Source organism: Rhizobium sp. ZX09, from assembly GCF_017357485.1.
Lineage (GTDB): Bacteria > Pseudomonadota > Alphaproteobacteria > Rhizobiales > Rhizobiaceae > Agrobacterium > Agrobacterium pusense.
In genome coordinates, this window is sequence record NZ_CP031363.1 from 129,617 (window position 1) to 154,485 (window position 24,869).

The following is a 24,869-nucleotide window of genomic DNA, read 5'->3' on the forward strand; positions in this document are numbered from 1 at the left end:
GGTCTTTTCCATGTCCTGTTGCTGCGCTATCATGGATATTATTTATCCATGATTATGTTTTCCTGTCAAGTGGCCCTGTTCCGCCCTTCTTTTTCTCAGGTTTTTCACTACGTTAAAGGCGTGAAACACACCGAGTCCCCCATTTCCGGCGTAGATGTCGGCACCTTGCCCCTTTCATTCCAGAAATGGTTTGTCGAAAAAGGGTGGTCTCCGCGCGCCCATCAGCTGGAGCTTATGGCGCGGGCACGGGGCGGCGAGAACATGTTGCTGATCGCGCCCACCGGCGCTGGCAAGACGTTGGGCGGCTTCATGGCCTCGCTCACCGATCTGACAGAGCGGGGCAAGATACCGCCTGGCTCCGGCTTTGTCGGCGTGCACACCCTCTACATCTCACCGCTGAAGGCGCTTGCAGTCGATATCGAGCGTAATCTCACCAAGCCCGTTTCCGAAATGGGTCTGCCGATTGTCATCGAAACCCGCACCGGCGATACGCCCCAGGCGAAACGCCAGCGCCAGAAGGTGCGCCCGCCGGATATCCTGCTGACCACACCGGAACAGGTCTCGCTGCTGCTCGCCAACAAGGAGGCCGAGCGCTTTTTCCGTGACCTGAAATATGTGGTGCTGGATGAGCTGCATTCGCTCGTCACCTCCAAACGCGGCCATCTGTTGTCGCTGGCGCTCGCCCGCGTGCGCCGGCATGCGCCCGATGTCCGTTTCATCGGCCTCTCGGCCACGGTGGCGGAGCCGATGGATTTGCGCCGTTATCTTGCACCGCAGGGGCAGGGGAAGCCGCCGGCCGGTTTGATAACCGTCGAAGGCGGTGCAAAGCCCGATATTTCCATTTTGCACACGGAAGAACGCATCCCATGGTCCGGCCATTCGGCACGTTATGCCGGCAAGGATTTGTACGAGGCGCTGAAGCGGCATCAGACCACGCTGGTCTTTGTGAACACTCGCTCCCAGGCCGAAAGGGTCTTCCAGGAACTCTGGACCGTCAATGACGACAATCTGGCGATCGCGCTGCATCACGGCTCGCTTGATGCCGGCCAGCGCCGCAGGGTCGAAGCGGCGATGGCGGAAAACAAGCTGCGCGCCGTCGTCGCGACCTCCACGCTTGATCTCGGGATAGACTGGGGCGATGTCGACCTCGTCGTGCATGTCGGCGCGCCGAAGGGCGCAAGCCGCCTTGCCCAGCGTATCGGCCGCGCCAATCACCGCATGGACGAGCCGTCAAAGGCGATCCTCGTTCCCGCCAACCGCTTCGAGGTGATGGAATGCCGGGCAGCGCTGGATGCCAACTATATCGGCGCGCAGGATACGCCGCCGATCGCCGAAGGCGCGCTTGATGTTCTCGCCCAGCACGTACTCGGCATGGCCTGTGCCGAGCCTTTCGATGCGGATGAACTCTATCGCGAAGTCACCAGCGCCTCGCCCTATGCCGACCTGCCGCGTGCCACCTTCGATCGGGTGGTGGATTTTACTGCCACCGGCGGCTACGCGCTGCGCACCTATGAACGTTATGCCCGCATCCGCCAGATGAAGGACGGTCGCTGGCGCGTGTCCAATCCGGCGGTAGCGCAGCAATATCGCCTCAACCTCGGCACCATCGTCGAGGCGGCGGAACTCAATGTCCGCATGGTCAAGCGCAATGCCAAGGGCACGGTCGGTCGCGGTGGCATGTCGCTCGGCAAGGTCGAGGAATATTTCCTAGAGCAGCTGGTGCAGGGCGATACTTTTCTCTTTGCCGGCAAGGTGCTGCGGTTCGAGGGCATCAGGGAGAATGAATGCCTGGTCTCACAGGCCTTTTCCATGGATCCGAAGATACCCTCCTATGCCGGTGGCAAATTTCCGCTTTCCACCTACCTGGCAGATCAAGTGCGCTCCATGCTGGCAGACCCGACACGGTGGCATGCCCTGCCGGATCAGGTTCGCGACTGGCTGGCAATCCAGAAGGAGAAGTCGATCATTCCCAAGCGCGACGAGCTATTGGTGGAGACCTTCCCCTTCCGTAAGCGCTTCTTCATGGTCATGTATCCCTTCGAGGGACGGCTGGCGCATCAGACGCTCGGCATGCTTCTGACGCGGCGGCTGGAGCGGGCCGGGGCAAAACCGATGGGTTTCGTCGCCACCGATTATTCGCTCGCCATCTGGGCCATGGAGGATATCGGCATGCGGCTGAAATCCCACCGCCTGTCGCTGGCCGACCTTCTCGATGAGGACATGCTTGGCGACGATCTGGAAGCATGGCTGGACGAATCCTTCATGCTGAAACGCACCTTCCGCAATTGCGCAGTCATTTCCGGGCTGATCGAACGCCGCCATCCCGGCAAGGAAAAGACCGGCCGGCAGGTCACGGTGTCCGCCGATCTTATTTATGACGTTCTTCGCAGCCATGAGCCGGATCATATCCTGCTGGAAGCGACGCGACGCGATGCCGCAGCAGGACTTTTGGATATTGGCCGTCTTGGCGATATGCTGAAGCGAATCAAGGGACACACCACGCATCGCGCGCTGGAGCACGTTTCGCCCCTCGCCGTTCCGGTCATGCTGGAAATCGGCCGGGAGACGGTGGCGGGCGAAGCGATGGACGATGTGCTGGCGGAAGCTGCCGATGAGCTGATCGCCGAGGCCATGTCCTGAAATATGCCCATGTGCTGAAGTATGCATTGAAGGAACAACGATAAAAGTGCTGAGCCGGCTGACATTGAGCGACAGGTTTTCCAACGGCTTCGAATGCCTGGGCAGCGAGACCGCCATCAACGGCGTTTCCGCCTGGTGCGACCCTTTGGGTGGGCTCTACCTGCCCGACCTGTCGCTGCTCGTCGTTTCCGACCTGCATCTGGAAAAGGGTGCGGCTTTTGCAAGGCGTGGACGCATGCTGCCGCCCTACGACACCATCGCCACCCTCAAGATACTGTCTTCCCTCATCAGCCGCTACGATCCGAAGATCGTCGTCAGCCTGGGCGACAATTTTCATGATCGCGTCGGCTCCCAGCACCTGCCGCTGCCGTTGCGCGAACTGATCCGCGAGATGGCCCGCGGTCGCGAATGGATATGGATCAACGGCAACCACGACCCCGATGGCACGGTCGATCTGCCGGGTTCTTCGGTGGATGAGATGTTTTACGGCAATCTCGTTTTCCGCCACGAGCCTAAGCCGGGCGATGCGGCCGGTGAAATCGCCGGTCACCTGCATCCCTCTGCCACTGTGCGACGCCGCGAGAAGACAGTGCGGCGGCCCTGTTTCGCCACCGATGGTTCGCGTCTGTTGATGCCGGCATTCGGGGTGTTGAGCGGCGGGCTGGATTTACGCCACAAGGCAATGCGCGGCCTGTTCGATCATGCCGCTCTCGTCGCGCATCTGATGGGGAGAGATCGCATCTACTCGGTGCGGTTTTCCAGTCTGCTCGGCTGAGATTTTAGCGCAGCCTATTGGCGGTAGACCAATACCGGTATCTTCGAATTCTTCAGCACCTTGGCGGTCACACTGCCGAGCAGCATCTCGACGAAACTCCTGCGCCGGTGCGAGGCCATGGCGATGAGGTCGCAGCCGGTCTTGTCGGCTATTTCAATGATCGCCTCGTCCGGCCGCCCCGCCCGCGCCAGCAGGGCCTCGCAATCCAGCCCCATGGCGGTGGCATGCGCCTGCGTATCGCGAAGCAGATGCTCCGCCTCTTCGCAACGGTGGAATTCCTCTTCGGCAATGGCGGCAATGTCCTCGACATCGCTGGCAATCACATGAAAGGGTTCCGATACCGTCACCACGGTCACCTTTGCGCCTGCCTCCTTGGCGAGAGCGAACCCTTGGTCGATTGCGATCTGCGCCAGCGGCGAGCCATCGGTGGGAATGAGAATGTGCTTGAACATGACATTTCTCCTTTTCATCCCTGTTACAACCGCACTTGCCGCCATCAGCTGCGTGCGTTTGTAACGCCTTGAATTTTACAGCAAACCCCGGAAGGAAGCGAATGCTATCTTTGCCCGTGCGGGTGGCAGACGCTCTCTTTTGCGCGATTGAAAACGCTCAGTCCTTGCGGAAGATGATGCTGGCGCCCCAGCCGGTAACGACGGCGAGCAGAACGCAAAGCGCGCCGTAAGCAAGCGGCGTCTGATGCGCGGCATCGGTGATCGCCTGTTCCATGCCGGTCTTGACGACGCGCAGTTTTAATTCGCGCTGGGCGATGAATTTGCCGCTCTTGAAGAGATAGGCGCGCGCCGTGTGCACCCCGTTCGGCACGTTGGCGGGCAGGCGCAAGGTCGCCCAAAATAGGCCCGTGCGTTCCAGCCTCACCCCGGTCGTATCATTGCGGTAGATGCCGCTCGAAAGCTTGAGCCGACGATAGGCCTCCTGAAAATCGAAGACATTGTCGGGCACGCCCGAAAAGACAGCGCTTTTGAGCGACAGATGGTCGACGCCGAGCCCCATGGCGCGCAGCGTTCCGGGGGAGGCGACATCGCTGATATTGCGGGTGCTGGCCATGGAGTAGGATTCCGGCAGCGGCGTGAAGGTGATGGCGCTGGTATTGATCCAGATGCCTGCCACACGCTCCTTCTTGCGCACGGTCATGTAGTCGCTCGGCCCTTCCAGCGTCACCACGATGTCATATTGCCCGATGGCCAGCAGCAGCTGGTCGGTATTGTTGAGCGCCCCGAAGAGCGTGAAATCCGCCCCGCGAAAATCCGAGGCTATCGGAATTTCCGTCGTCGAAGCGCCGATTTCGATGTTTTCCTGCAGGGGGCGCTGCTGCGGACCCGGCGGCAGCGCAAGCGGCGGCGTCTGGGCGGAAGCAGTTTGCCCGAAGGCAAGACAGGAGAGCAGGGCAAGGGCAACAAGCAACAAATGGCGGGTCAATAACCTAACCCCCCGACGGCGACCGAAAACAGGTCTTCCGGCCGCACCACCAGCGATACCGCAAGGCGAAGGGCGACGGCGAGGACAAGAAGCGCCAGCAGCGCACGCAGCTGTTCGCCGCGCAGTTTCTGGCCGACGCGTACACCATATTGCGCGCCGATGACGCCAGCCACCATCAGGATGAAGGCCAGCACCACATCGACGGAGTAGTTGGTCGCTGCCTGTACGACGGTCGTGTATGCGGTGACGAAAATGATCTGGAACAGTGAGGTGCCGACAACCACACTGGTGGGAATGCGTAACAGATAGATCATCGCCGGCACCATGATGAAACCGCCGCCCACACCCATGATGGAGGTGAGTATGCCGATGCCGAAACCGAGCGTGACGACTGGAATGATGCTGAGATAGATTTTCGATTTCTTGAACCGCATTTTCAGCGGCAGGCGGTGTACCCAGTTGTGGTGTCCCGGCCGGCGCAGCGTCACCGTCTCGTTGCGGGCGGCGCGGCGAAGTGCCGAAATGCTTTCCTTCAGCATCAACCCGCCTACGGTGCCGAGCAGGATGACGTAGAGCAGCGAAACGATGAGGTCGAGCTGGCCGATGCTGCGAAGTAACGAGAATATCCACACGCCGACCGTGGCGCCCAGGAGGCCGCCGACGAGCAGAACGCTGCCGAGCTTGACGTCGAGGGTTCCACGCCGGAAATGGGTGATCGAGCCTGAAACGGAGGAGGCCACCACCTGGTTGGCGCCCGTCGCCACGGCCACGACTGGCGGAATATTGTAGAAAATCAGCAGCGGGGTGATCAGAAAGCCACCGCCCACACCGAACATGCCGGACAAAAAACCGACGGCCGCGCCCATGCCGAGAATGATGAAAATATTCACCGACAGTTCTGCGATCGGCAGATAGACAGTCACGGCTCGGACCTCGGGCAAATGGTTCCGGGCGGCATGGCTTGTCCGGTGAGGGGGCCTTGCCGCGATTTACACTTTCTGTCTGAAAAGACCGGGCATGCCCAGCCTTCATCCGTCATGCCCGCGAGGGCCTAACCTGTCAACATTCAACGGTAAATACGTTGATAATTTGGAAAGATAGAGGTCTGGCGAAGGCAGCCGCCCACATTCCTGTCAGGCGTTGCCAAAAAGCGGCCGGGGGGCCGCTTTTTGGGTTTCAGAACCATTATTTATTGCGGGCGAGAAGCGCTGTCACCAGTTCGTTGGTAATGCGCCCGTCCGGGGTCTGGCCCACGGATTTCTGAAAGTCCTTGATGGCCGTCACGGTGTTCTTGCCGAGCTTGCCGTCCGGCTGCCCGGCATCGAAGCCGTTCTTGTTGAGGATCGCCTGAATGTTGCGGATCGCCTTTTCCATGTCCACGGAGGCGGTTTTCACGCCTTCCTTGCCAGCCCACTCTTCCGGCGGGTTGACGCTGTTGGCATCTTCCGAAAGCGGCTTGACCTTCCACGCCTCCACCTTGGCCTTGGCGCTCTGGAGCTGCTGCGGGTTCAAGGCCCCCGCCACTTCGTCGCGCTTCTGGGCGGCATCGGCATCGCCATCCTTGGCGGCAATGGCGAACCACTTGTAGGATTCCTCGATATCCTGTTTCACGCCGCTGCCGCGCGCGTAGAGGATGGCAAGATTGAACTGGCTGTCGCGCACACCGAGTTCGGAGGCCTTGATGAACCACTGCGCGGCGGCAGCAAAATCCGGCTGGCCCGCCGCGTCGGAAGCGAGCAGGACGGCAAGATTGTGCATGGCGCCCGCATTGCCCTGTTCGGCGGCCAGCGTGTAATAGCGCTTCGCTTCCGGAAGGTTGCGTTCGACGCCGTTCGCCTTCTCGTAAAGATTGGCGAGACGATATTGCGCGGGCGCAAGACCGCGATCGGCAGCCAGCTTGTACCACTTCGCGGCTTCGGCACGGTCGGCGGCAACGCCGCGACCGTCGGTGTAGCGGGCTGCGATTTCGAATAGCGCCTGCGTGTCGCCCTTGGCGGCGGCTTCAGCAAGCGATGCGGGCTCTATCCCGGCGGGAACGACGATGGCGCCGTCGGCGGGAGCGGCCGTGAAGACGGCCTCAGCCGGTTTCGGCGATTCTGCCTGCGCGACGGTGCCGGATTTTGCGGGATCCACGGCGGGAACATCGGCGACCGGCGGCTCCTCGGGTAGCGGCGCACCGCCAATGGTCCGGTGGTCAATGGTATTCTGTGCCGGAGTGGAGTTCTCGATGCTATCGGCCGGGGCTGCCTGCCCGGATTCGATCGCGAGGTCAGACGGTATGGTGACGGCCTTGTCGCCGGTTTCGGGTAGGGCGGAAACCGGTGCATTGTCCATCTTCTGTTCAATCACCGGCGCCGGGGCTTCCGTGCCGCTGATCAGTGTCTTGACGAGGGGCATGGCCATCATCGCCAGAAGGATCGCGCCGATACCGAGCAGCAGCGGCCGGCGATAACGCGAAAGAGCCGAAGTTTCGGTCTTTCTTTTCTTTTTGCCGGTTTCAAGCTTTTCCGGCGCTGTTTCCATCGCGGCGGCCTGCGCGGCACGGCGGGCGGCGGCGATAAAGTCCGTCCGTCCTTCCGCGTCCACGGCCTTGCCGGTGGCGGCCACCTGGCTGGCGCGCACGCGTTCCAGGATTTTCTTGATATCAGGCGCGCCCGAACCGGGCTCCAGGAGTTCGTTCTCCTGACCGGCTGGCAGAACGTCGATCGGATCAAGCGACGGGGCAGGCTCAACCTGGGTGCGGGCGGAAGAGGCCGATACGGGTTCTTCCTTGGTCTTTGCGGGCTTCGCCGTGCTTGTTTTGAAGCGCTTCGTCAGCCCGGCGAGCAGGCTCGTTTTCTCTGCTTTTGCGGGCTTGACGGCAGCGGGCGGCACGATGGCGGTCGCGTCGTTGTCGCTGACATCCTCAAGAATGGCCTGCTCTTCGGCTATATAGCCTTCTTCCGGGAATATGGCGGCCGGCATCGCGACGTCTTCGCGGCCTGCGGCAACAGCCTGCTCTGCAACGTGACGGGTGGGCTCGTCGCGGTAAGACGGTCCGTTGTCGAGATTATCCAGGCGGCCGGCAATCTGCACCAGCGTTTCGTGCAGTGCTTCGAAGGTGCGGTGCGTGCGCTCTTCGGTGTTGCGGCTCAGCGCTTCAAGGTTGCGCAAATCGGCCGCGAGATCGGTCAGCATCGACATGTCGGCGATGTTCGCGCCGGCCGAGAGGTTGTTGCGGGTATAGGCGTCGAGAACGGCCTCGGCTGCCTGCCGGGCCGCTTCGATGATATATTCGTCGTTCGAAGCCATATAGTCTTCGATCGCCGCCATGCGCGCATCGAGTTCAGGCGACATGCCTGCGGCCTGCATCTGAACCGGCTGGCTGATCAGCGTCGAGAGATGGGCGATCTGGTTTTCAAGGCTCGCCAGCGCATGGCTGTCAGCGGGGGCGGCATGGGCGGTCTCATCCAGTCGCGCGGCGATAGTGCCAAGCCGCTCTTCCAGGCGCGAAAAGGCGCTTTCACTGAGGCCCGATGCCAGCTGCGGCTGGCTATAGCGATAATCGAGCTCCTCGATCTGCCGAGAGAGCGTGTCGAGCCGTTCGGCCAGACCCTCATTGACTGTGCCGTGGTCGAGCGCATCGATCTTGCGAGAAATGTCGCTGAGGAAAGACGTCAGCTCCGCCTGTTGCGAAGGGCGCTGCGACCGTTCCAGAAGCAGTGAAAGCTGGTCCAGTCGCTCATGCAGTTGCGCTGCATCGCGCGCGGTGCTCAGCTCATCGATCTTGCCGGCCAGCGCTTCAAGGCGCGCAGTAAGATCAACGGAGGGTTCCGGTTTTGCAGCGGCGAGACGGTTGATATCACCGAGCTGTTCGGCGAGGCCGTTCAGGCGGTTTTCCAGTCGCTGGGCGAGCGCATTGTCGGTTGCCTGCGCATTGGCGCGTGTGCCGGTCGCCGCAATGGCGCGGCTGATTTCGTCCAGCCGCTGATCGAGACCGGAAAACTGTTCGCTAAAGACCGCTTCATTCGGCTGCATGTGCTTGCCGAGTTGCTCGACCGCGCTGGCGATCGCGATCAGCTTCTCCTCGAGCACGCGAACGGCCGGATTGTTGCTCATGCCGCCGAGCTGCGTCTTGATGTCATCGAGACGATAGGCGAGGGAGACGATTTCATCCTGAAGGGCGCCAGCATCGAAACCACGCAGCGTGTCTTCCACATTGTTCCAGCGGCTTTCGATCCGATGGACGCTGTCTTCGCGTGCGAGCTGGTCAATGGTGAGGCGCAGGTCCTCGAATTCGTTGCGCAGCGCATAGACATCCGGAGATGCCAGATTGCCGAGCTGGTCGATGCTTCCGGCAAGCCGTGCGATGTCATCGCGCAGATCGCCGATGAATTGCTGGTCTTCCGCCGCGGCGCGGATATTGCGGATTTCCGCGCGCAGTCCCTGCGCCTCCCGCGCAACGCCCTCTGCAATATCGTGCTTCAATTCGTGGCGGAGGTTCACGAGTGCCTGCGCGATTTCCTGCAGGGCCGCGTCATTGCGTGGCTCCTGATAGGGCGGGATGGCGCGTGCGCGCGGTGCGGCCTGAGGAGCCGGCTGGGGCTCCCTCTGCCGATATTCCGGCGCGAGTGGCCGTGTGATCGTGCGTTCCGGGCGGGCGGCAGGTTCCTGCGGGCGCTGGAAGCTGGTCTCCAGCAGACGCTGGCGCTGGCGTATTTCGTTGACGGGATCAAGTTGCGGTGGCGTCAAGCTCGTGCGTGGCTCGCGTGGTGCGGCATAGGTTTCGCTCTTCGTTTCCGGCGCGGCGCCAGCGGCCCGCTGGTCGCGCGGAAACTTCTGGCTCATCAACCCTTCGATGCGGGCTTCAAGGCCTTCAATGGTGCGATTGAGAGCATCAAGCGACGACCTGTCGCTTGGCTGTTGGGTTTTCGATCGCAATCCGTTCATCTTTTCGCTCGCTTCGCTTCCGCCCGCCGTGCCCGGTTATCTGTCGCGACGTTGCCTGTTTGGACACGCCGTCGCCGCAACATGCAGCAATTCTAGAGCCGGTATTTGCCCCCGTGGAGGAAAATGCGCCGATGAACGAAGCAGTTACCTCCATCGGGAGAATTCACGAAACGTGGTAAAGAAGTGGTTAACCAAGGTCGGAATTTTTTAACTTTTGCGATGCAGGCCGAGCCCCGCGGCAGTTCGGATGCAAATTACGCAAAAAGGGAGAGCGATAACCCCATGGAATTTATTTGACGTTTACGCGCACGTCAAATATTGTCACGTCATATCGGCCGGATTATCTCCGGCGCCCACGATGCGGAGGAACATCGGTAATGCCTGTTTACAAGGCCCCAGTTAAGGACACGCTTTTTATCCTGAATGACGTTCTCGGCCTGGAGCGGTATAATAACCTGCCCGGCTTCGAGGATGCGACGCCCGACATGATCGAGGCAATCACCGGCGAAGCGGCAAAGCTTGCCGAGGAACGACTTTTCCCACTCAATCTTTCCGGTGACCAGCAGGGTTGCAAGCGCGCCGATGACGGTTCTGTCTCCGTGCCCGATGGTTTCAAGGAAGCCTATGACGCCTATTGCGAAGGCGGCTGGATCGGCCTTGCCGTTCCCCAGGAATTTGGCGGGCAGGGCCTGCCCTATACGCTGCATGCGGCGATCGGCGAATATATGTCTTCCGCCAACCTGTCCTTGATGATGTATCCCGGCCTGACACAGGGCGCTATTGCCGCCGTTCTCGTTCACGGTACTCCGGAGCAGAAGCAGACCTATCTGCCGAAAATGGTCGAAGGTATCTGGTCCGGCACCATGAACCTCACCGAACCCCATTGCGGCACCGATCTCGGTCTCCTGCGCACCAAGGCCGTGCCGCAGGGCGACGGCACTTACAAGATTTCCGGTCAGAAGATTTTCATCTCCGCCGGCGAACATTCCATGACCGATAATATCGTCCATCTGGTGCTTGCCCGCATCGAGGGCGCTCCTGAAGGCACCAAAGGGATTTCTCTCTTCATCGTGCCGAAATTCCTTGTCAGGCAAGACGGCACGCTCGGCGAGCGCAACAGCGTCACCTGTGGTGCGATCGAGCACAAGATGGGTATTCACGGCAACGCCACCTGCGTCATGAATTACGATGATGCGACGGGTTATCTGCTCGGTGCGGAAAACAAGGGCCTTTCGGCCATGTTCGTGATGATGAACGAGGCGCGCCTCGGCGTCGGCCTGCAGGGGCTTTCCGTAGGCGAAATCGCCTATCAGAACGCCGTCGAATACGCCCGAGAGCGCATTCAGGGCCGCTCGCTGTCCGGTGCCAAGTTCCCGGACAAGAAGGCCGATCCGATCATCGTGCACCCGGATATTCGCCGCACGCTGATGACCATCAAGGCCTATAACGAGGCAGGCCGCGCTTTCCTTTTGTGGACAGCGCTGCAATCCGATATCGCCCACCGTTCCACCGATGAGAAGGAACGGCAGGCCGCAGACGACCTGATCGGTCTCGTCACCCCGATCCTCAAGGGTGTTCTGACTGACAAGGGCTTTGACCACGCGGTGATGGCGCAGCAGGTCTTTGGCGGTCACGGCTACATCGAAGAACATGGCATGAGCCAATATGTCCGCGATGCGCGTATCACCATGATCTATGAGGGCGCCAACGGTATTCAGGCGCTCGATCTGGTCGGCCGCAAGCTCGGTATGAATGGCGGCCGTGCCGTGATGGCTTTGTTTAAGGAAATCGGCGATTTCTGCGAGGAAAACCGCGCCGATGAAAAGCTCAGCCTCTACACCAAGGGCCTGAAGAAGGGCTTGAACGACCTTCAGGCCGCAACCATGTGGTTCATGCAGAACGCCATGGCCAAGCCAGACAATGCCGGTGCCGGCTCGACCGACTATATGCACCTCTTCGGCATCGTGGTGCTGGGTTACATGCAGGCGCGCATGGCGAAAGCCGCCAGCGAAGCGCTTGCAGCAGGCAGCGCTTCGGATGAGGATTACCTCAAGACCAAGCTTGTCACGGCGAAGTTTTACATGGAGCGCATCATGCCGGAAACGGCGCTGCGCAAGGCCCGCATCGAAACCGGCGCGGACACCATGATGGAACTGGTCGCGGAAGCATTCTGAGAACGAGGGTTCCAATGGTCACGAAGGCAGATCTAACAGATTGGGTAGTCGAGGCGCTTAAGGCGAATAAAGGCGAAGGATCAATTTTGTATGTAGCCAAGTACATTTGGGACCATCACGAAAAGGACCTGCGCGGGCACGATCTTTTTTATTCGTGGCAATACGACATGCGTTGGGCGGCGACGGAGTTGAGAAAAAAGGGACGCCTTGTTGCCGCTGATGATGATCGCCGCGGAAAATGGACGCTGAGATGAGTTTAATGCACTGAGAATACGGTGCAAGGGAGAAAGTTTATGACCGACGTATTTATCTACGACCATGTCCGCACCCCGCGCGGACGCGGCAAGAAGGATGGCAGCCTGCATGAGGTGCCCTCCGTTCGCCTTGCCGCCAAGACGCTGGAAGCCATCCGCGACCGCAACGGGCTGGATACCTCTGCCGTCGATGACATCATCATGGGCTGCGTCGATCCTGTCATGGATGCCGGCGCGGTGATCCCAAAAGCCGCCGCCTTCGAGGCCGGTTATTCCAACAGGGCGCCGGGCATGCAGATCTCGCGCTTCTGCGCCTCTGGTCTCGACGCCATCAACTTCGCGGCGGGCAAGGTGAAGGCCGGTTCGGACGATATCGTCATCGCCGGCGGTGTCGAAAGCATGTCCCGCGTCGGCATGGGCATGTCGGGCGGTGCCTGGTACATGGACCCCTCGGTCAACTTCCCGGCCTTCTTCATGCCGCAGGGCGTGTCGGCCGATCTCATCGCCACCAAATATGGTTTCTCCCGTGACGATGTCGACGCCTATGCCGTCGAAAGCCAGAAGCGCGCGGCGCATGCCTGGGAAAAAGGCTATTTCAACAAATCGGTCATTCCGGTGAAGGACCAGAACGGCCTGACGATCCTTGACCGCGACGAGCACATGCGCCCCGGCACCGATATGCAGGCGCTGGCTTCGCTCAACCCGTCCTTCCAGATGCCTGGTGAAATGGGTGGCTTCGAAGCTGTCGGCATCATGGCCCACCCGGAAGTGGAGCGGATCAACTACGTGCACCACGCCGGCAATTCGTCGGGTATCGTCGATGGCGCGGCCGCCGTGCTGGTTGGTTCGAAGGCGGGCGGCGAAGCAATGGGCGTGAAGCCGCGTGCCCGCATCAAGGCTTTCGCTAATATCGGCTCCGACCCAGCGCTGATGCTGACCGGCCCGGTGGATGTTACCGAAAAGCTGCTGAAGAAGACCGGCATGTCGCTTGCCGATATCGATCTCTTCGAACTCAACGAAGCCTTCGCCGCCGTGGTCCTGCGCTACATGCAGGCTTTCGACATTGACCACGACCGCATGAACGTCAATGGCGGCGCAATCGCCATGGGCCATCCGCTGGGTGCAACCGGCGCGATGATCCTTGGTACGGTGCTGGATGAGCTGGAACGGCGCGATCTGAACACCGCGCTCGTCACGCTCTGCATCGGCGCGGGCATGGGCACCGCGACGGTTATCGAGCGGGTTTGAGACAGCGGCTACGGCCCGCTTCCGTCATCCTTGGGCTTGACCAGAGGATTTATCCCCGGTGCTTGGATCCTCGGGTCAGGCCCGAGGATGACGAGTAAAGCGAAGCGGCCATTACGATTCAGGGAAGAGGAATCCCAAATGAGCACTTACACCAATTTCACCATCGAGACGGACGCAGACGGCATTGCCCTCGTCACCTGGGACATGCCGGAAAAGTCCATGAACGTCTTCACGTCAGAGGTGATGGACGAGTTGAACGCCATTCTCGACGCCACCGTCGCCGATAGCGCCGTCAAGGGCGTCGTCTTCACGTCGGGCAAAAGCACCTTTTCCGGCGGCGCCGATCTGTCGATGATCAAGTCGATGTTCTCCTTCTACAATGACGAGAAGACGAAGAACCCGGATCAGGCGGCAGCAAAGCTGTTCGAGCTGGTGGGCCGCATGACCGGCCTGTTCCGCAAGATCGAGACCAACGGCAAGCCCTGGGTTTCGGCCATCAACGGCACCTGCATGGGGGGCGCTTTCGAACTGTCACTCGCCTGCCACGGCCGCGTGGCCTCCAGCGCCAAGAGCCTCAAGATTGCACTGCCGGAAGTCAAGGTCGGCATCTTCCCGGGCGCTGGCGGCACGCAGCGCGTGCCGCGTCTGACGGACGCGCAATCCGCCTTGCAGATGATGACGACGGGCCAGTCGCTGACCGGCGCGCGCGCCAAGGCCATGGGGCTGGTGCACCAGGTAGTCGAGCCGGATCAGCTGGTCGCAACCGCAAAGCAGATGATCAAGGACGGCCTGAAGCCGGTCGCGCCCTGGGATGAAAAGGGCTTCAAGGCGCCCGGCGGCGGCATTTGGACGCCTGCGGCTGCCCAGCTGTGGCCCGCTGCTCCGGCGATCCTCCGCCGCGAAAGCGCCGGCAACTATCCGGCCGCACTCGCCATCCTCAAATGCGTTTATGAAGGGCTGCAATTGCCTTTCGATACGGCGCTGAAGGTGGAGCAGCGTTATTTCACCGAAATCCTTCGCTCGAAGGAAGCCTTCGGCATGATCCGCTCGCTGTTCATTTCCATGCAGGAGCTGGGCAAGGGCGCGCGCCGTCCGGCCGGCCAGCCGAAGACGGAGTTCAAAAAGGTTGGCGTCGTTGGCGCGGGCTTCATGGGGGCGGCCGTCGCTCACGTCACCGCCGCAGCGGGTATTCCCGTCACGCTGGTGGATCGCGATCAGGAAGCCGCAGACAAGGGCAAGGGCCATTGCGAGGAAAGCGTCAAGGCCGCCATCGGCAAGGGCAGGCTGACGCAGGATGAAGGCAAGGCCCTGCTCGATCTCGTCACTCCCACGGCGGATTACACTGCATTGTCTGATGCGGATCTCGTTATCGAGGCCGTCTTTGAAGACCGCGACGTGAAGAAAGCCGTCATCGAGGCCGTGGAAGCCGTTTTGCCCGAAGGCGCAATCTTTGCATCCAACACGTCCACCTTGCCAATCACGGGGCTGGCAAAGAACTCCAGGCGTCCGACCGATTTCATCGGCATCCACTTCTTCTCGCCGGTCGAGAAGATGATGCTGACGGAAGTGATCCTCGGCAAGGAAACCGGCGACAAGGCGCTCGCCGTCGCACTTGATTATGTGGCCAAGATCAAGAAGACCCCGATCGTCGTCAACGACACCCGCGGCTTCTTCGTCAATCGCTGCGTGCTGCGTTACATGGCCGAAAGCTACGACATGCTGATCGAAGGCGTGCCGCCCGCGATGATCGAAAATGCAGCGAAATTCGCCGGTATGCCGGTGGGCCCCTTGGCGCTAAACGACGAAGTGGCCATCGATCTTTCCTACAAGATCCTGAAAGCCACCGTCGCCGATCTCGGCGAAAAGGCGGTCGATCCGCGCCATATGGAGCTGGTGAAGAAGCTGGTGGAAGGCGAGGGCCGCTTTGGCCGTAAGAACGCCAAGGGCTTTTACGACTACCCGCCAAAGCCCGCCAAGAAGTCCCTCTGGCCTGGCCTGAAGGACCTCTATCCGCAGCAGAAGCCTGAAGACGTGGATATGGAGGTGCTGAAGCAGCGCTTCCTCGTCACCGTGGCGCTGGAAGCCGCCCGCACGGTGGAAGAAGGCATCGTTACCGATCCGCGTGAGGCGGATGTCGGTTCCATCCTCGGTTTCGGCTTCGCGCCCTATACCGGAGGCGCGCTGTCCTACATTGACGGCATGGGCGTGAAGAGCTTCGTCGCGCTCGCCGAAAAGCTCAGCGAGACATACGGACCGCGCTTCCAGCCGACGCCGCTGCTGAAGGAAATGGCCGCCAAGGGCGAGACCTTCTACGGTCGCTTCGATCCCTATGCCAGCGCCGCGAAGGCGGCCTGAGGCTCCAGTGAGATGATTGAACAGGCCCTTCGGGGCCTGTTTTATTATGCCTGTCTACCCGCTTCCATGCATCCTTTGCCGGGCTGAGGCGTTGAAAAGTCTGACCGGGCAAAAGCGCCCGCCGCCGCAATTCAGCACGCCTCAGGAGACAGCGATGAAAGCACCACTGCGATCCCACGGTTTCGATAAGCCATCAGACCTGGACGACGAGTTGGCCGAACTGGACGAAGAGGCGGAAGCTGTGGCCGCCGAAGAGACGGTGGAAAAAACCGCAGCCAGGAGGACACCTGCCGCCAATACCGTCGACCCGGCGCTGCGTGCCGAACTGGACGAGCTTCGCCAACAGGTCGAAAAGATCCGGCGTGATGTCAAGCGGCTTGAGGCGGCCGAGATGTCCCGCCACAGGCCCGCACAGCCCCACCATGAGCGCGACCGCGAGAATTCCCGCCTGATGACGGTCGTGCGCTCCGTAGCCGTCACCTCGCTTGCAAGCCGCATCTTTGCGTCTTCGCCCGTCATGGCGGCGCTGGTAGCCGTGGTGCCTTTCGCGCTTGGTTTCGCAGCACGGCGCCGCGAAGGAGCATAGCCCCACCTGCCATGCTGCGCCCGCCACCGGCCGGGATAGGTCCCTCGCAAACATGACGCGGGCAAATGCGCTCTGGCATCAGGAGGCCATACAGTCAGTTTTCCTGCGTGAACCGGCCTTCGCCCTGCGCTCTTTCCAGCCATCCACAGGCGCCGTGAAAAAACTGTCAAAAAACTTCGGAAGGGCGCTTGCCATGTTCGAACAAGATGTTATAACCCCGCTCACTTTCGGGGCGCAAACGATCCCGACCGCGAAAAGCGGAGGTTCTTCAAGGACCTGAAGTGCCCGGATAGCTCAGTTGGTAGAGCAGCGGATTGAAAATCCGCGTGTCGGTGGTTCAAATCCGCCTCCGGGCACCATTAAATCTCCAGATTGATAAATTTATATAGGTGCGTGTTCGGACCGATCCGACCTAATCTTGTGGGAATCAACGATAGCCATAATGGCAATAAACATTTGCCTCGTGGGCGGGTAGGCGAAAATCCTCGTAAATATGTTTTTTGGGTGAGTGTATTTCGTCCGCTAACATTATACCAAAAATATCAGATGCTTGGCAGATTCTTAACCTCTGCTTAATGGATTTTTTGCCCAGCTTGGCGATTTGCCATTCCCGTGACCGTTCGGCGTGAAATGGTCGTGACAACAAAATTGATCGCCGTTTTCTTGGGAGTGCCGCAGCCCATCTTTTGAGCTCCGGCAAGGTTGCAATTACTGTCGTAAACAGTTCTCACTACGATGGAGCCTTTGATATGGATCGGGCTGCTGAACGCAGTGGTTTTGCTAGAACGGTTGCGTACCCGTTTCAGTTTTCCGACTATCCGGGATACGCACACATAAAACGAAAGATGACGGCACCTCTGCGCTAGATGAGAATGACGAGTTTGTAACACACGTTTTTCATCGTAAAGGGAGAACAGCCCGCAAATGGATCATACTGTAATTCCATCTTCTTTACCGCCCGGCGTCATATATTTCGGTGACTTCCTTTCGCCGCAAGAGGAAGCTGCCACCGCAACCATATTGGATTCCGGGGGGTGGAGCACGGAACTGAAGCGTCGTGTGCAGCATTTCGGTTATCGGTATGACTATAAAGCCCGCGCAGTTGCGCCGGATGCCTATCTCGGGCCTTTGCCGCCATGGCTGGGCGTATTCGCCAGAAGATTAGTGAGGGACGGCCACTGCGAGAGCTTGCCTGATCAGGTTATCGCGAACGAATACTTTCCAGGGCAGGGGATCAGCGCGCATGTCGATTGTGTCCCCTGTTTCGACGATACAATCGTGTCGATAAGCCTTCTATCCGCTTGCGAGATGGTTTTCCGCGATTTGCGCGGATCCGGCACATGTGGCGTTGTGCTTCAGCCCCGCTCAGGTGTCCTGCTCATGGGCTCCGGGCGTTATCATTGGACTCACGAAATTCCGGCTCGCAAATCGGATATCGTGAACGGGGTAAAGACCGTTCGAAGCAGGAGGATTTCCCTGACTTTTCGTAAAGTCACTGCTTCAACGCGCACCTAAGCAATTATAAATGCTCCCGATTATCCGAATTCTGCTCCGCCCGGTCCCGATAAAGTGCAGCGCGGCCGAGAAGCATCAGGGAAACCGGCGTCGTCACCGTCATGAAAATGCCGATGAAGATTTCGTGGAAAGCGAAGCGGCCGCCAGAGACGGAGAAATAGATGATCGAGGCCATGACGATGCCGCCCGTGCCCCAGCTGGTGCCGAGTGTGGGCGCATGCAGGCGTTCATAGAAGCTGTTGAGCTTGGCAAAGCCGATAGTGCCGATCAGCGTCAGGGAGGCGCCGAGGAGGACGAAGAAAGCCACGGCGATGGCGGCCCAGAGCGGAAATTCTGCGGCGTTGCTCATTCTATGACCTCCCCGCGCATCAGGAATTTGGAAAGGGCGACGGTCGAGACGAAGCCCAGAATTGCGATCAGCAGCGATGCCTCGAAATAGATGTCGTTGCCGGTGCGCAGGCCGAAGGTCAGCAGCAGCAGCATGGCGTTGACATAGAGCGTATCCATGCCGAGCACCCGGTCCTGCGCGCGCGGGCCAATGGCGATGCGATAGACCGAAATCGTCATGGCAATGGCCAGCATCAGCTGCGCCAGCGAAAAGGACCAGAAAAGGATAATCGAACTCATTCGAATATCTCCATCAGCAGTTTTTCATATCGGTTCTTGATGAGGCTTATCCACGCGGCCTCGTCCACGTCGTCGAGGACGTGGAGCAGGAGCGTGCCCTGACTGGAATTATATTCAAGCCAGGCGCTTCCCGGCGTCGAGGTGAGGATTGTCGCCAGAACGGCCAGCGCCATGGGATCGCGTATATCGAGCGGCACGGCCAGAAAACCCGATTTGCGGTCCCTTTCGCGCCTGAACAGAATGATCTTCGCGACCGAGAGATTGGACCTGACGATATCGTAAAGCACGATAAGGATCAGCTGCACCAGCCGATGCCAGTTGCGAATGCGGGGTTTTGCCGGCCTCAGCGACGCCATCGCCCAGGAAGCGATGAGCGCCACCGCAGTTCCGAGCAGCAGATGCCCCGGCGAGAAACTGTTGATCGTCATCCAGAAGAAGATCAGGGAAACAGTCAGTAGCGGGTAGGGCAGGACACGGTTCATCATGGCTCTGCCTCCGGATTGCCGCCCGCCCGTGGCGCGGAAATGACGCCCTGGATATAGCTCGCGGGCAGATCGAGGATGCGCGCCGTTTCCTGCATGTAACGCATCACCGGCCCCGCCTGAACGGTCATGGCGAGTGTCAGGCCGAGAAGCAGCATGATGGGTGCGATTTCGATGACGAGCACGCGCGGCACGGTGCCTTCGATGGAGGCCCAGAAAGTACGGATGCCGGCACGGGTCATCGAGATCAGTGAAGCGAAGCCGGAAAAGACGATCAGGAAGACGATCCACCATGACAGGGTGGAGATGCTGTCATTGGCGCCGAGACCGGACGGATTGAGAATGGCCGATAGCATCGAGAATTTGGCAATGAAGCCGGAAAGCGGCGGCAGGCCGGCGAGCAGGATGCCGCAGGCGGCAAAGCATGCGCCCAGCACGGCCATGGTGGCAGGCATGGTCACGCCGATTTCCTCTTCCTCGTCTTCTTCCTCGCCTTCGCCATAAGCCTCCATGGTTACGGCAAGAACGTTTGCGCCCGCATCCTGCCCGCGCTCGACAAGTTCGATGAGCATGAAGAAGGCACTGATGGTGAGGGTGGAGCTGACAAGGTAATAAAGTGCGCCGGCCGCCACCGTGGGATTGCCGGTACCCATGGCTGCAAGCAGCGTTCCCGATGAGACCAGAACCGAAAAGCCGGCAAGCCGTCCCAGCGCCTGCGACGCCAGAACCCCGATGGCACCGAAGATGATGGTGGCGATGCCGCCGACCAGCAGCGCATCGTGGCCGAAACCGGCCGATTCCCCGGCCGTCTGGCCGAACAGCAGGAAGGAGAGGCGGGCGATGACATAAATGCCGACCTTGCTCATGATCGCGAATAGCCCGCCGACCGGTGCAGATGCCGCACCATAGGCGGAGGGCAGCCAGAAATTCAGCGGCCACATGCCGGCCTTGACCAGAAACGCGATGCCGAGGATGGCCGAGCCGGTTTCCAGCAGCATGCGCTGGTCGGGGTTCAGCCCCTCTATCCGGTGGGCGAGATCACCCATGTTCAGCGTGCCCGTCACGCCATAGATCAGACTGACGCCAATCAGGAAAAACAAGGCGGCAACGAGGTTGATGGCGATATAATGCAGCCCTGCCTTGACGCGTTGCTGGCCGGAGCCATGCAGCAGCAGCCCGTAAGATGCCGCCAGCATCACTTCGAAGAATACGAAAAGGTTGAAGAGGTCGCCGGTCAGGAACGCGCCGTTAACGCCCATCAGCATCATCTGGAACAGCGAATGGAAATGGGCGCCCGCCTTGTGCCATTTCGCCATCGAATAGATGAGCGAGGGAATGGCGAGCAATGCGGTCAACAGGACCATCAGGCCCGACAGGCGATCGGCGACGAGCACGATGCCGAAGGGTGCCGGCCAGTTGCCGAGCAGATAGACGCCGCTCGAAACCACAGCAGCGATCTCGGTATTAACGGTTGAGTTCACCTCGCGAAACAGCAGAATCGCAACCACCAGCAGCAGCACCGTGGAGGTGAAGCTGATCGCGGCTTTGGCCACACGCTGGCGCTCGTCAAAGAACAGCAGCAGCGCGGCGGTAATGAGCGGCAGCAGGATGGGTGCTATGACGATGTGGAAGGGGAACGACATCATTTCGACTCCCTCCCGTCCACATGGTCAGTGCCGGTGAGGCCGCGCGCTGCGAGCAGCACGACGAGGAAAAGCGCTGTCGTGGCAAAGCCGATCACGATTGCGGTCAGCACCAGCGCCTGCGGCACCGGGTCGGCAAGCGTCGAACTGTCGACGCCGTTCACCAGCACCGGCGGTGCGTTGGTCTTGATGCCGCCGACGCCGAAGATGAACAGGTTCACGGCATAGGACAAAAGCGAAAGCCCGACGATGACCTGATAGGTGCGCGGGCGCAGGATGAGCCATACGCCGGAGCCAGTCATGATGCCGATGCCGATTGAAAGAATGAGTTCCATTACACGTCCTCCGCTTTTGCGGCGTCAGGCGTGCGAACGCGGTAGTTGCGCAACGATTGGTGTGCCAGTGCTATCAGGATAAGAACGGTGGAGCCAACGACCAGCGAAAAGACGCCGAGATCGAACAGCAGGGCGGAAGCCGTCGGCATTTTGCCGATATAGGGTATCTCCGTATACTGGAAATAAGAGGTCAAGAACGGGTAGCCGAAGTACCACGAGCCGATACCCGTCGCCGCCGCCATCAAGAGGCCAAAGCCCATCCAGCGCAGCGGCAGGATACGGATGCGGTCCTCGGCCCAGCGCGCCCCGCCGGCGAGATATTGCAGAAGGAAGGCGATCGCCATGGTGATACCGGCCGCAAAACCGCCGCCCGGCATATCGTGGCCGCGCATGAAGAGGAAAATGGAAAAGGTGATGATGACGGGGAACATCCACTGCATCACGATGGATGGCACGTAGAGATAGTCGCGAACGGTATCGCCCTTGCTGCGATCCGGGCGCTCCGCATCGAAGGCGTTCTGCATCTGCTGCTGTTCCGGAAGTCCGATGCTTTCATGGGCGGGACGGAAACGGCGAAGCAGCGCGAAGACGGTGAGCGCCACGATGGCCAGAACCGCGATTTCGCCGAAGGTGTCGAAGCCACGGAAATCGACCAGGATGACGTTGACCACATTGGTGCCGCCGCCTTCGCTGTAAGCGCGTTCGAGGAAATAGGTCGCAATGGCATTCGGCACTGGCAGCGTCATCACGGCATAGGCGATGACGGACATTCCAATGCCGCTGGCGGCGGCCAGCAGGAAATCGCGGGCACGGCGAAGCTGCGCCGGCAACTCATCGCTGCTGTCCACTTTTTCGAAGCGTTTCGGCAACCACCTGAGGCCGAGCAGGATGAGAACGGTGGTGACGATTTCCACCAAAAGCTGGGTAATCGCCAGATCCGGTGCGGAAAGCCAGATGAAGGTGAGGCAGGTGACGAGCCCCGAAACGCCAAGCATGACAAGGGCTGCAAGGCGATGATATTTCGCCTGCCAGGCAGCACCCATGGCCGCAATCATACCGATCAACCACAGAATGGCGAAGATCGGATCGAAGGTTGTTACCCGCGGCAGCGACAGAGCGAATTCCGAAAGGAAGAGCGGCGAGAAACCGGCAAGAAGCGCCACGAGGATAAGAAGCCTCAGCTGCGGCTGCAGGCGCCGGGTGCCGAGCGTGCTTTCCAGCCACCGCGCCCACTTCCAGGACACGGTGACGAGAATGCGCTCGAAGATGCGCTGACCCCGCAAATGCCGGAAGATCGGCGGACCGTCATCGCAGCGCGAGAAATAACCGCCGAGCAAGACGTAGATCGTTACCCCGCCGATCAGCGCCGCGATACTCATGATCAGCGGCAGATTGAAACCGTGCCAGATCGACAGGCTGTACACGGGTGTCTGTGCGCCGAGAACGGAAAGCACGGCCGTATGCAGGAACGGGCCGATGGAAAGGCTCGGAACGATGCCGACGATCAGGCAGGCGAAGACGAGGAATTCGATCGGAAACCGCATCCAGCGCGGCGGCTCGTGCGGATTGGGGTTTGGCAGATCGACTGGCTTGGGGCCAAAGAACACCGTGTGAATGAAGCGCAGCGAATAGGCGACGGCAAATGCGCCGGATAATGTTGCCACATAGGGCAGCGCCCGGTCGAGAAGCGAGTCGGCATGGGTTTCGACGGCCTCGGCAAAGAACATTTCCTTGGAGAGGAACCCGTTGAACAGAGGAACCCCGGCCATGGCCGCACTTGCCGCCATGGCGAGTGTCGCCGTTGCCGGCATATAGGTATAGAGCCCGCTCAGCCGCCGCATGTCACGTGTTCCGGTCTCATGGTCGATGATGCCGGCCGCCATGAAGAGCGAGGCCTTGAAGGTGGCATGGTTGACCATGTGAAAGATGGCCGCCACCGCAGCGAGCGGGCTGCCAAGGCTTAACAGCGTGGTGATGAGCCCGAGATGGCTGATGGTGGAATAGGCCAGCAATCCCTTCAGATCCTGCTGGAACATGGCAAAGTAGGCACCGAGCAGCAGAGTTATGACGCCGGCCGCGCCGACCAGCCAGAACCATTCCGGCGTGCCCGCAAGCACCGGCCAGAACCTTGCCAGCAGGAAAACACCCGCTTTCACCATGGTAGCCGAGTGGAGATAGGCGGAAACGGGTGTTGGTGCCGCCATGGCATTGGGCAGCCAGAAGTGAAAGGGAAACTGCGCGCTCTTTGTCAGAGCGCCGCCGAGAATAAGAATGAGCGCAGGTACATAAAGCGGATGCGCGCGAATGGCAGCGCCGGCCTCGATGATCCTGTCGAGATCGTAGCTGCCGGCCATGTGACCGAGGATCAGCAGACCCGCCAGCAAGCTGAAGCCACCAATCCCCGTCACTGTCAGCGCCATGCGAGCGCCGTCGCGGGCGCCGGCATTCTGGTGCCAGTAGCCGATCAGAAGGAATGAGAAGATGCTCGTCATTTCCCAGAAGATGGACAGCAGAATGACGTTGCCGGATAGAACGACGCCGAGCATCGAACCCATGAAGGCGAGAAGAAAGGCGAAGAAGCGCGGTATGGGGTCTTCAGTCGACATGTAGTAGCGGGCGTAAAGCACCACCAGCAGGCCGATGCCGGTAATCAGCATCGAGAAGATCCAGGCAAATCCGTCGAGCCGCAGTGTGAAGTTCAAACCGAGCTGCGGCAGCCATTCCACGTCGTATTTAAGAACGGCGCCCCCGCTGACGCTGGTATAAAGGAAAATACTGCTGACCAGACCGAAAAGGGCAACTGCCCCCGCAACGGAAGCGGGAGCTGCAGCAGCACCCTCGCGCGGCATGAACGCCGTCAGGAGTGCGCCGACGAAGGGCAATGCGACAATAAAAGGAAGAATGGTTGCAAGTGTCATATGCGGCAGCGGTTTTCTCTCTGGAATGGGAGCTTGCGGCGGATTTCCGACGACTCCAATCCCTCAGGATTCCAATGAATCCAATGATGATGACCGCCGGAATGACTAGTACATAAGATGCGGAGGCGCGCGTGGTACCACGCTGGCAAAGTCTCGGGACGCTTGTGGCGCGACGGCAACAGCAACGAGCCGCGCCTTTGCCTCAAGGTCAACACTGACGGCGGTTAAGGAAAACGCGTCCTGACCAATACCCGGGGCCGCATTGCCTGACCGGCAACCGAAATCACCGCCGTTGTCGCAATCCTTGTCGCGAAGCGAAAGGGAGCGGCCAAGATCGACGGTCTGCATGCGTTCGAGGCGGCTGGTCTTGGAAAGCGGCTTGATACCCGAAGGCGCCTGGAAGCCGATCATGAGAAGAAGGCTGGCGACCACGAGACCGATCAGCACTTGCGGATGGCGCCTTGAACTGCGGCCTTTCTCCATCCATTGCAAGTTGGCATCTCCTTGATCGAAAACGTCTCTTTAAAGCATCACCGCTGCGCGAATATCCCGTTGATTTGTTTTAGGGGAAGCCACCCGCGCTTGTCCAGCACACAGGCCGGAAAAACCGCCCGAAGCGCTCAATTCCTTTTTGTTTTTGCTCATTTGCGGCAAAGTCGGGGCAGGGGCCGTTAAAAGACTTTACAAATTTTACCGTTTGACCCGCAACGCCGCGTTTCTTAACTTTCAAGCAAGGAATTAACCATAAAGATTGGTGGTATTTCCACGGCGGAATGGGGTCTCTCCCCTTCCAGGCATGACGCCGCACTGCCGTACCGGTGCCGATCCGGTATTTCGTTTCTTGGTTCAAGAAGGTCTGGCAAGCGTCGATGCCGCATCGTCCGCGATGGGTGTGTTCGTTCAAAAATCCCCTCAGGGTGCTGGCGTTCTGAACCTTGGCAAATTGGCCGG

Annotated in this window: 20 protein-coding genes and 1 tRNA gene; 9 read left to right on the forward strand and 12 right to left on the reverse strand. The window is 60.0% G+C overall.

Annotated features, from left to right (window positions below; all coding sequences use genetic code 11):
• Window positions 1-48: 48 nt before the first annotated feature.
• On the forward strand, window positions 49-2,640 hold the full coding sequence (locus tag BTN45_RS00635) for a ligase-associated DNA damage response DEXH box helicase (RefSeq protein ID WP_246751651.1): 2,592 nt from the start codon (window positions 49-51) through the stop codon (window positions 2,638-2,640).
• A 46-nt stretch (window positions 2,641-2,686) separates the two neighbouring features.
• Window positions 2,687-3,415, forward strand: coding sequence for a ligase-associated DNA damage response endonuclease PdeM (pdeM, locus tag BTN45_RS00640; RefSeq protein WP_035206761.1), 729 nt, complete (start codon window positions 2,687-2,689; stop codon window positions 3,413-3,415).
• A 14-nt stretch (window positions 3,416-3,429) separates the two neighbouring features.
• On the opposite strand, the gene BTN45_RS00645 is transcribed toward pdeM, so the two are convergent.
• The 4 genes from BTN45_RS00645 to podJ all read right to left on the reverse strand — a co-directional run bounded on the left by BTN45_RS00645 (window position 3,430) and on the right by podJ (window position 9,781).
• Entirely contained in the window at window positions 3,430-3,867 is a 438-nt protein-coding gene (locus tag BTN45_RS00645) for a universal stress protein (protein ID WP_006697645.1), read from the reverse strand.
• A gap of 157 nt (window positions 3,868-4,024) precedes the next feature.
• The gene (locus tag BTN45_RS00650; RefSeq protein WP_207588554.1) at window positions 4,025-4,852 is read right to left on the reverse strand and encodes a TIGR02186 family protein; all 828 of its coding nucleotides are present in this window, start codon (window positions 4,850-4,852) and stop codon (window positions 4,025-4,027) included.
• Complete coding sequence (locus BTN45_RS00655) at window positions 4,849-5,775, reverse strand: sulfite exporter TauE/SafE family protein (protein ID WP_207588555.1); 927 nt, start codon at window positions 5,773-5,775, stop codon at window positions 4,849-4,851. Before BTN45_RS00655 ends, BTN45_RS00650 begins: the two co-directional genes overlap by 4 nt.
• 262 nt (window positions 5,776-6,037) lie before the next feature.
• A complete protein-coding gene (gene podJ, locus BTN45_RS00660; RefSeq protein ID WP_207588560.1) occupies window positions 6,038-9,781 on the reverse strand; it encodes a peptidoglycan-binding protein in 3,744 nt (1,247 codons plus the stop codon).
• A gap of 377 nt (window positions 9,782-10,158) precedes the next feature.
• Between podJ and BTN45_RS00665 the strand changes: the two genes are divergently transcribed.
• The 7 genes from BTN45_RS00665 to BTN45_RS00695 all read left to right on the forward strand — a co-directional run bounded on the left by BTN45_RS00665 (window position 10,159) and on the right by BTN45_RS00695 (window position 17,913).
• The gene (locus BTN45_RS00665) at window positions 10,159-11,955 is read left to right on the forward strand and encodes an acyl-CoA dehydrogenase C-terminal domain-containing protein (protein ID WP_207588563.1); all 1,797 of its coding nucleotides are present in this window, start codon (window positions 10,159-10,161) and stop codon (window positions 11,953-11,955) included.
• Window positions 11,956-11,969: 14 nt separating this feature from the next.
• On the forward strand, window positions 11,970-12,209 hold the full coding sequence (locus tag BTN45_RS00670) for a hypothetical protein (protein ID WP_045532859.1): 240 nt from the start codon (window positions 11,970-11,972) through the stop codon (window positions 12,207-12,209).
• 39 nt (window positions 12,210-12,248) lie between these two features.
• Window positions 12,249-13,457: an acetyl-CoA C-acetyltransferase gene (locus BTN45_RS00675; RefSeq protein WP_112555896.1), complete on the forward strand. Its 1,209-nt coding sequence runs from the start codon at window positions 12,249-12,251 to the stop codon at window positions 13,455-13,457.
• Window positions 13,458-13,595: 138 nt separating this feature from the next.
• Window positions 13,596-15,812, forward strand: coding sequence for a 3-hydroxyacyl-CoA dehydrogenase NAD-binding domain-containing protein (locus BTN45_RS00680; RefSeq protein ID WP_207588565.1), 2,217 nt, complete (start codon window positions 13,596-13,598; stop codon window positions 15,810-15,812).
• A 154-nt stretch (window positions 15,813-15,966) separates the two neighbouring features.
• On the forward strand, window positions 15,967-16,398 hold the full coding sequence (locus tag BTN45_RS00685) for a hypothetical protein (RefSeq protein WP_207588567.1): 432 nt from the start codon (window positions 15,967-15,969) through the stop codon (window positions 16,396-16,398).
• A gap of 283 nt (window positions 16,399-16,681) precedes the next feature.
• Window positions 16,682-16,757: transfer RNA gene (locus tag BTN45_RS00690), tRNA-Phe, on the forward strand.
• 565 nt (window positions 16,758-17,322) lie between these two features.
• Window positions 17,323-17,913, forward strand: coding sequence for an alpha-ketoglutarate-dependent dioxygenase AlkB (locus BTN45_RS00695; RefSeq protein ID WP_207588568.1), 591 nt, complete (start codon window positions 17,323-17,325; stop codon window positions 17,911-17,913).
• Between the two features lie 4 nt (window positions 17,914-17,917).
• Here the strand turns inward: BTN45_RS00695 and mnhG are convergent, their stop codons facing one another.
• The 8 genes from mnhG to BTN45_RS00735 all read right to left on the reverse strand — a co-directional run bounded on the left by mnhG (window position 17,918) and on the right by BTN45_RS00735 (window position 24,822).
• On the reverse strand, window positions 17,918-18,262 hold the full coding sequence (gene mnhG / locus BTN45_RS00700) for a monovalent cation/H(+) antiporter subunit G (protein ID WP_004439848.1): 345 nt from the start codon (window positions 18,260-18,262) through the stop codon (window positions 17,918-17,920).
• A complete protein-coding gene (locus BTN45_RS00705) occupies window positions 18,259-18,540 on the reverse strand; it encodes a K+/H+ antiporter subunit F (protein WP_004439850.1) in 282 nt (93 codons plus the stop codon). Before BTN45_RS00705 ends, mnhG begins: the two co-directional genes overlap by 4 nt.
• Window positions 18,537-19,025 carry a Na+/H+ antiporter subunit E gene (locus BTN45_RS00710; RefSeq protein WP_004439853.1) on the reverse strand — a complete coding sequence of 163 codons (489 nt, stop codon included), beginning with the start codon at window positions 19,023-19,025 and terminating at the stop codon, window positions 18,537-18,539. Before BTN45_RS00710 ends, BTN45_RS00705 begins: the two co-directional genes overlap by 4 nt.
• Window positions 19,022-20,668 (reverse strand): monovalent cation/H+ antiporter subunit D, encoded by a 1,647-nt coding sequence (locus BTN45_RS00715; protein WP_004439856.1) that lies wholly within the window; start codon window positions 20,666-20,668, stop codon window positions 19,022-19,024. The genes BTN45_RS00710 and BTN45_RS00715 overlap by 4 nt, the downstream gene beginning before the upstream one ends.
• Complete coding sequence (locus BTN45_RS00720; RefSeq protein WP_003514993.1) at window positions 20,665-21,000, reverse strand: Na+/H+ antiporter subunit C; 336 nt, start codon at window positions 20,998-21,000, stop codon at window positions 20,665-20,667. The genes BTN45_RS00715 and BTN45_RS00720 overlap by 4 nt, the downstream gene beginning before the upstream one ends.
• Window positions 21,000-23,918, reverse strand: a complete 2,919-nt coding sequence (locus BTN45_RS00725; RefSeq protein WP_072493963.1) for a monovalent cation/H+ antiporter subunit A — start codon at window positions 23,916-23,918, stop codon at window positions 21,000-21,002. Before BTN45_RS00725 ends, BTN45_RS00720 begins: the two co-directional genes overlap by 1 nt.
• 105 nt (window positions 23,919-24,023) lie before the next feature.
• Window positions 24,024-24,401 carry a hypothetical protein gene (locus BTN45_RS00730; protein ID WP_035206773.1) on the reverse strand — a complete coding sequence of 126 codons (378 nt, stop codon included), beginning with the start codon at window positions 24,399-24,401 and terminating at the stop codon, window positions 24,024-24,026.
• A 79-nt stretch (window positions 24,402-24,480) separates the two neighbouring features.
• Window positions 24,481-24,822 (reverse strand): hypothetical protein, encoded by a 342-nt coding sequence (locus BTN45_RS00735; RefSeq protein WP_135856022.1) that lies wholly within the window; start codon window positions 24,820-24,822, stop codon window positions 24,481-24,483.
• Window positions 24,823-24,869 lie beyond the last annotated feature (47 nt).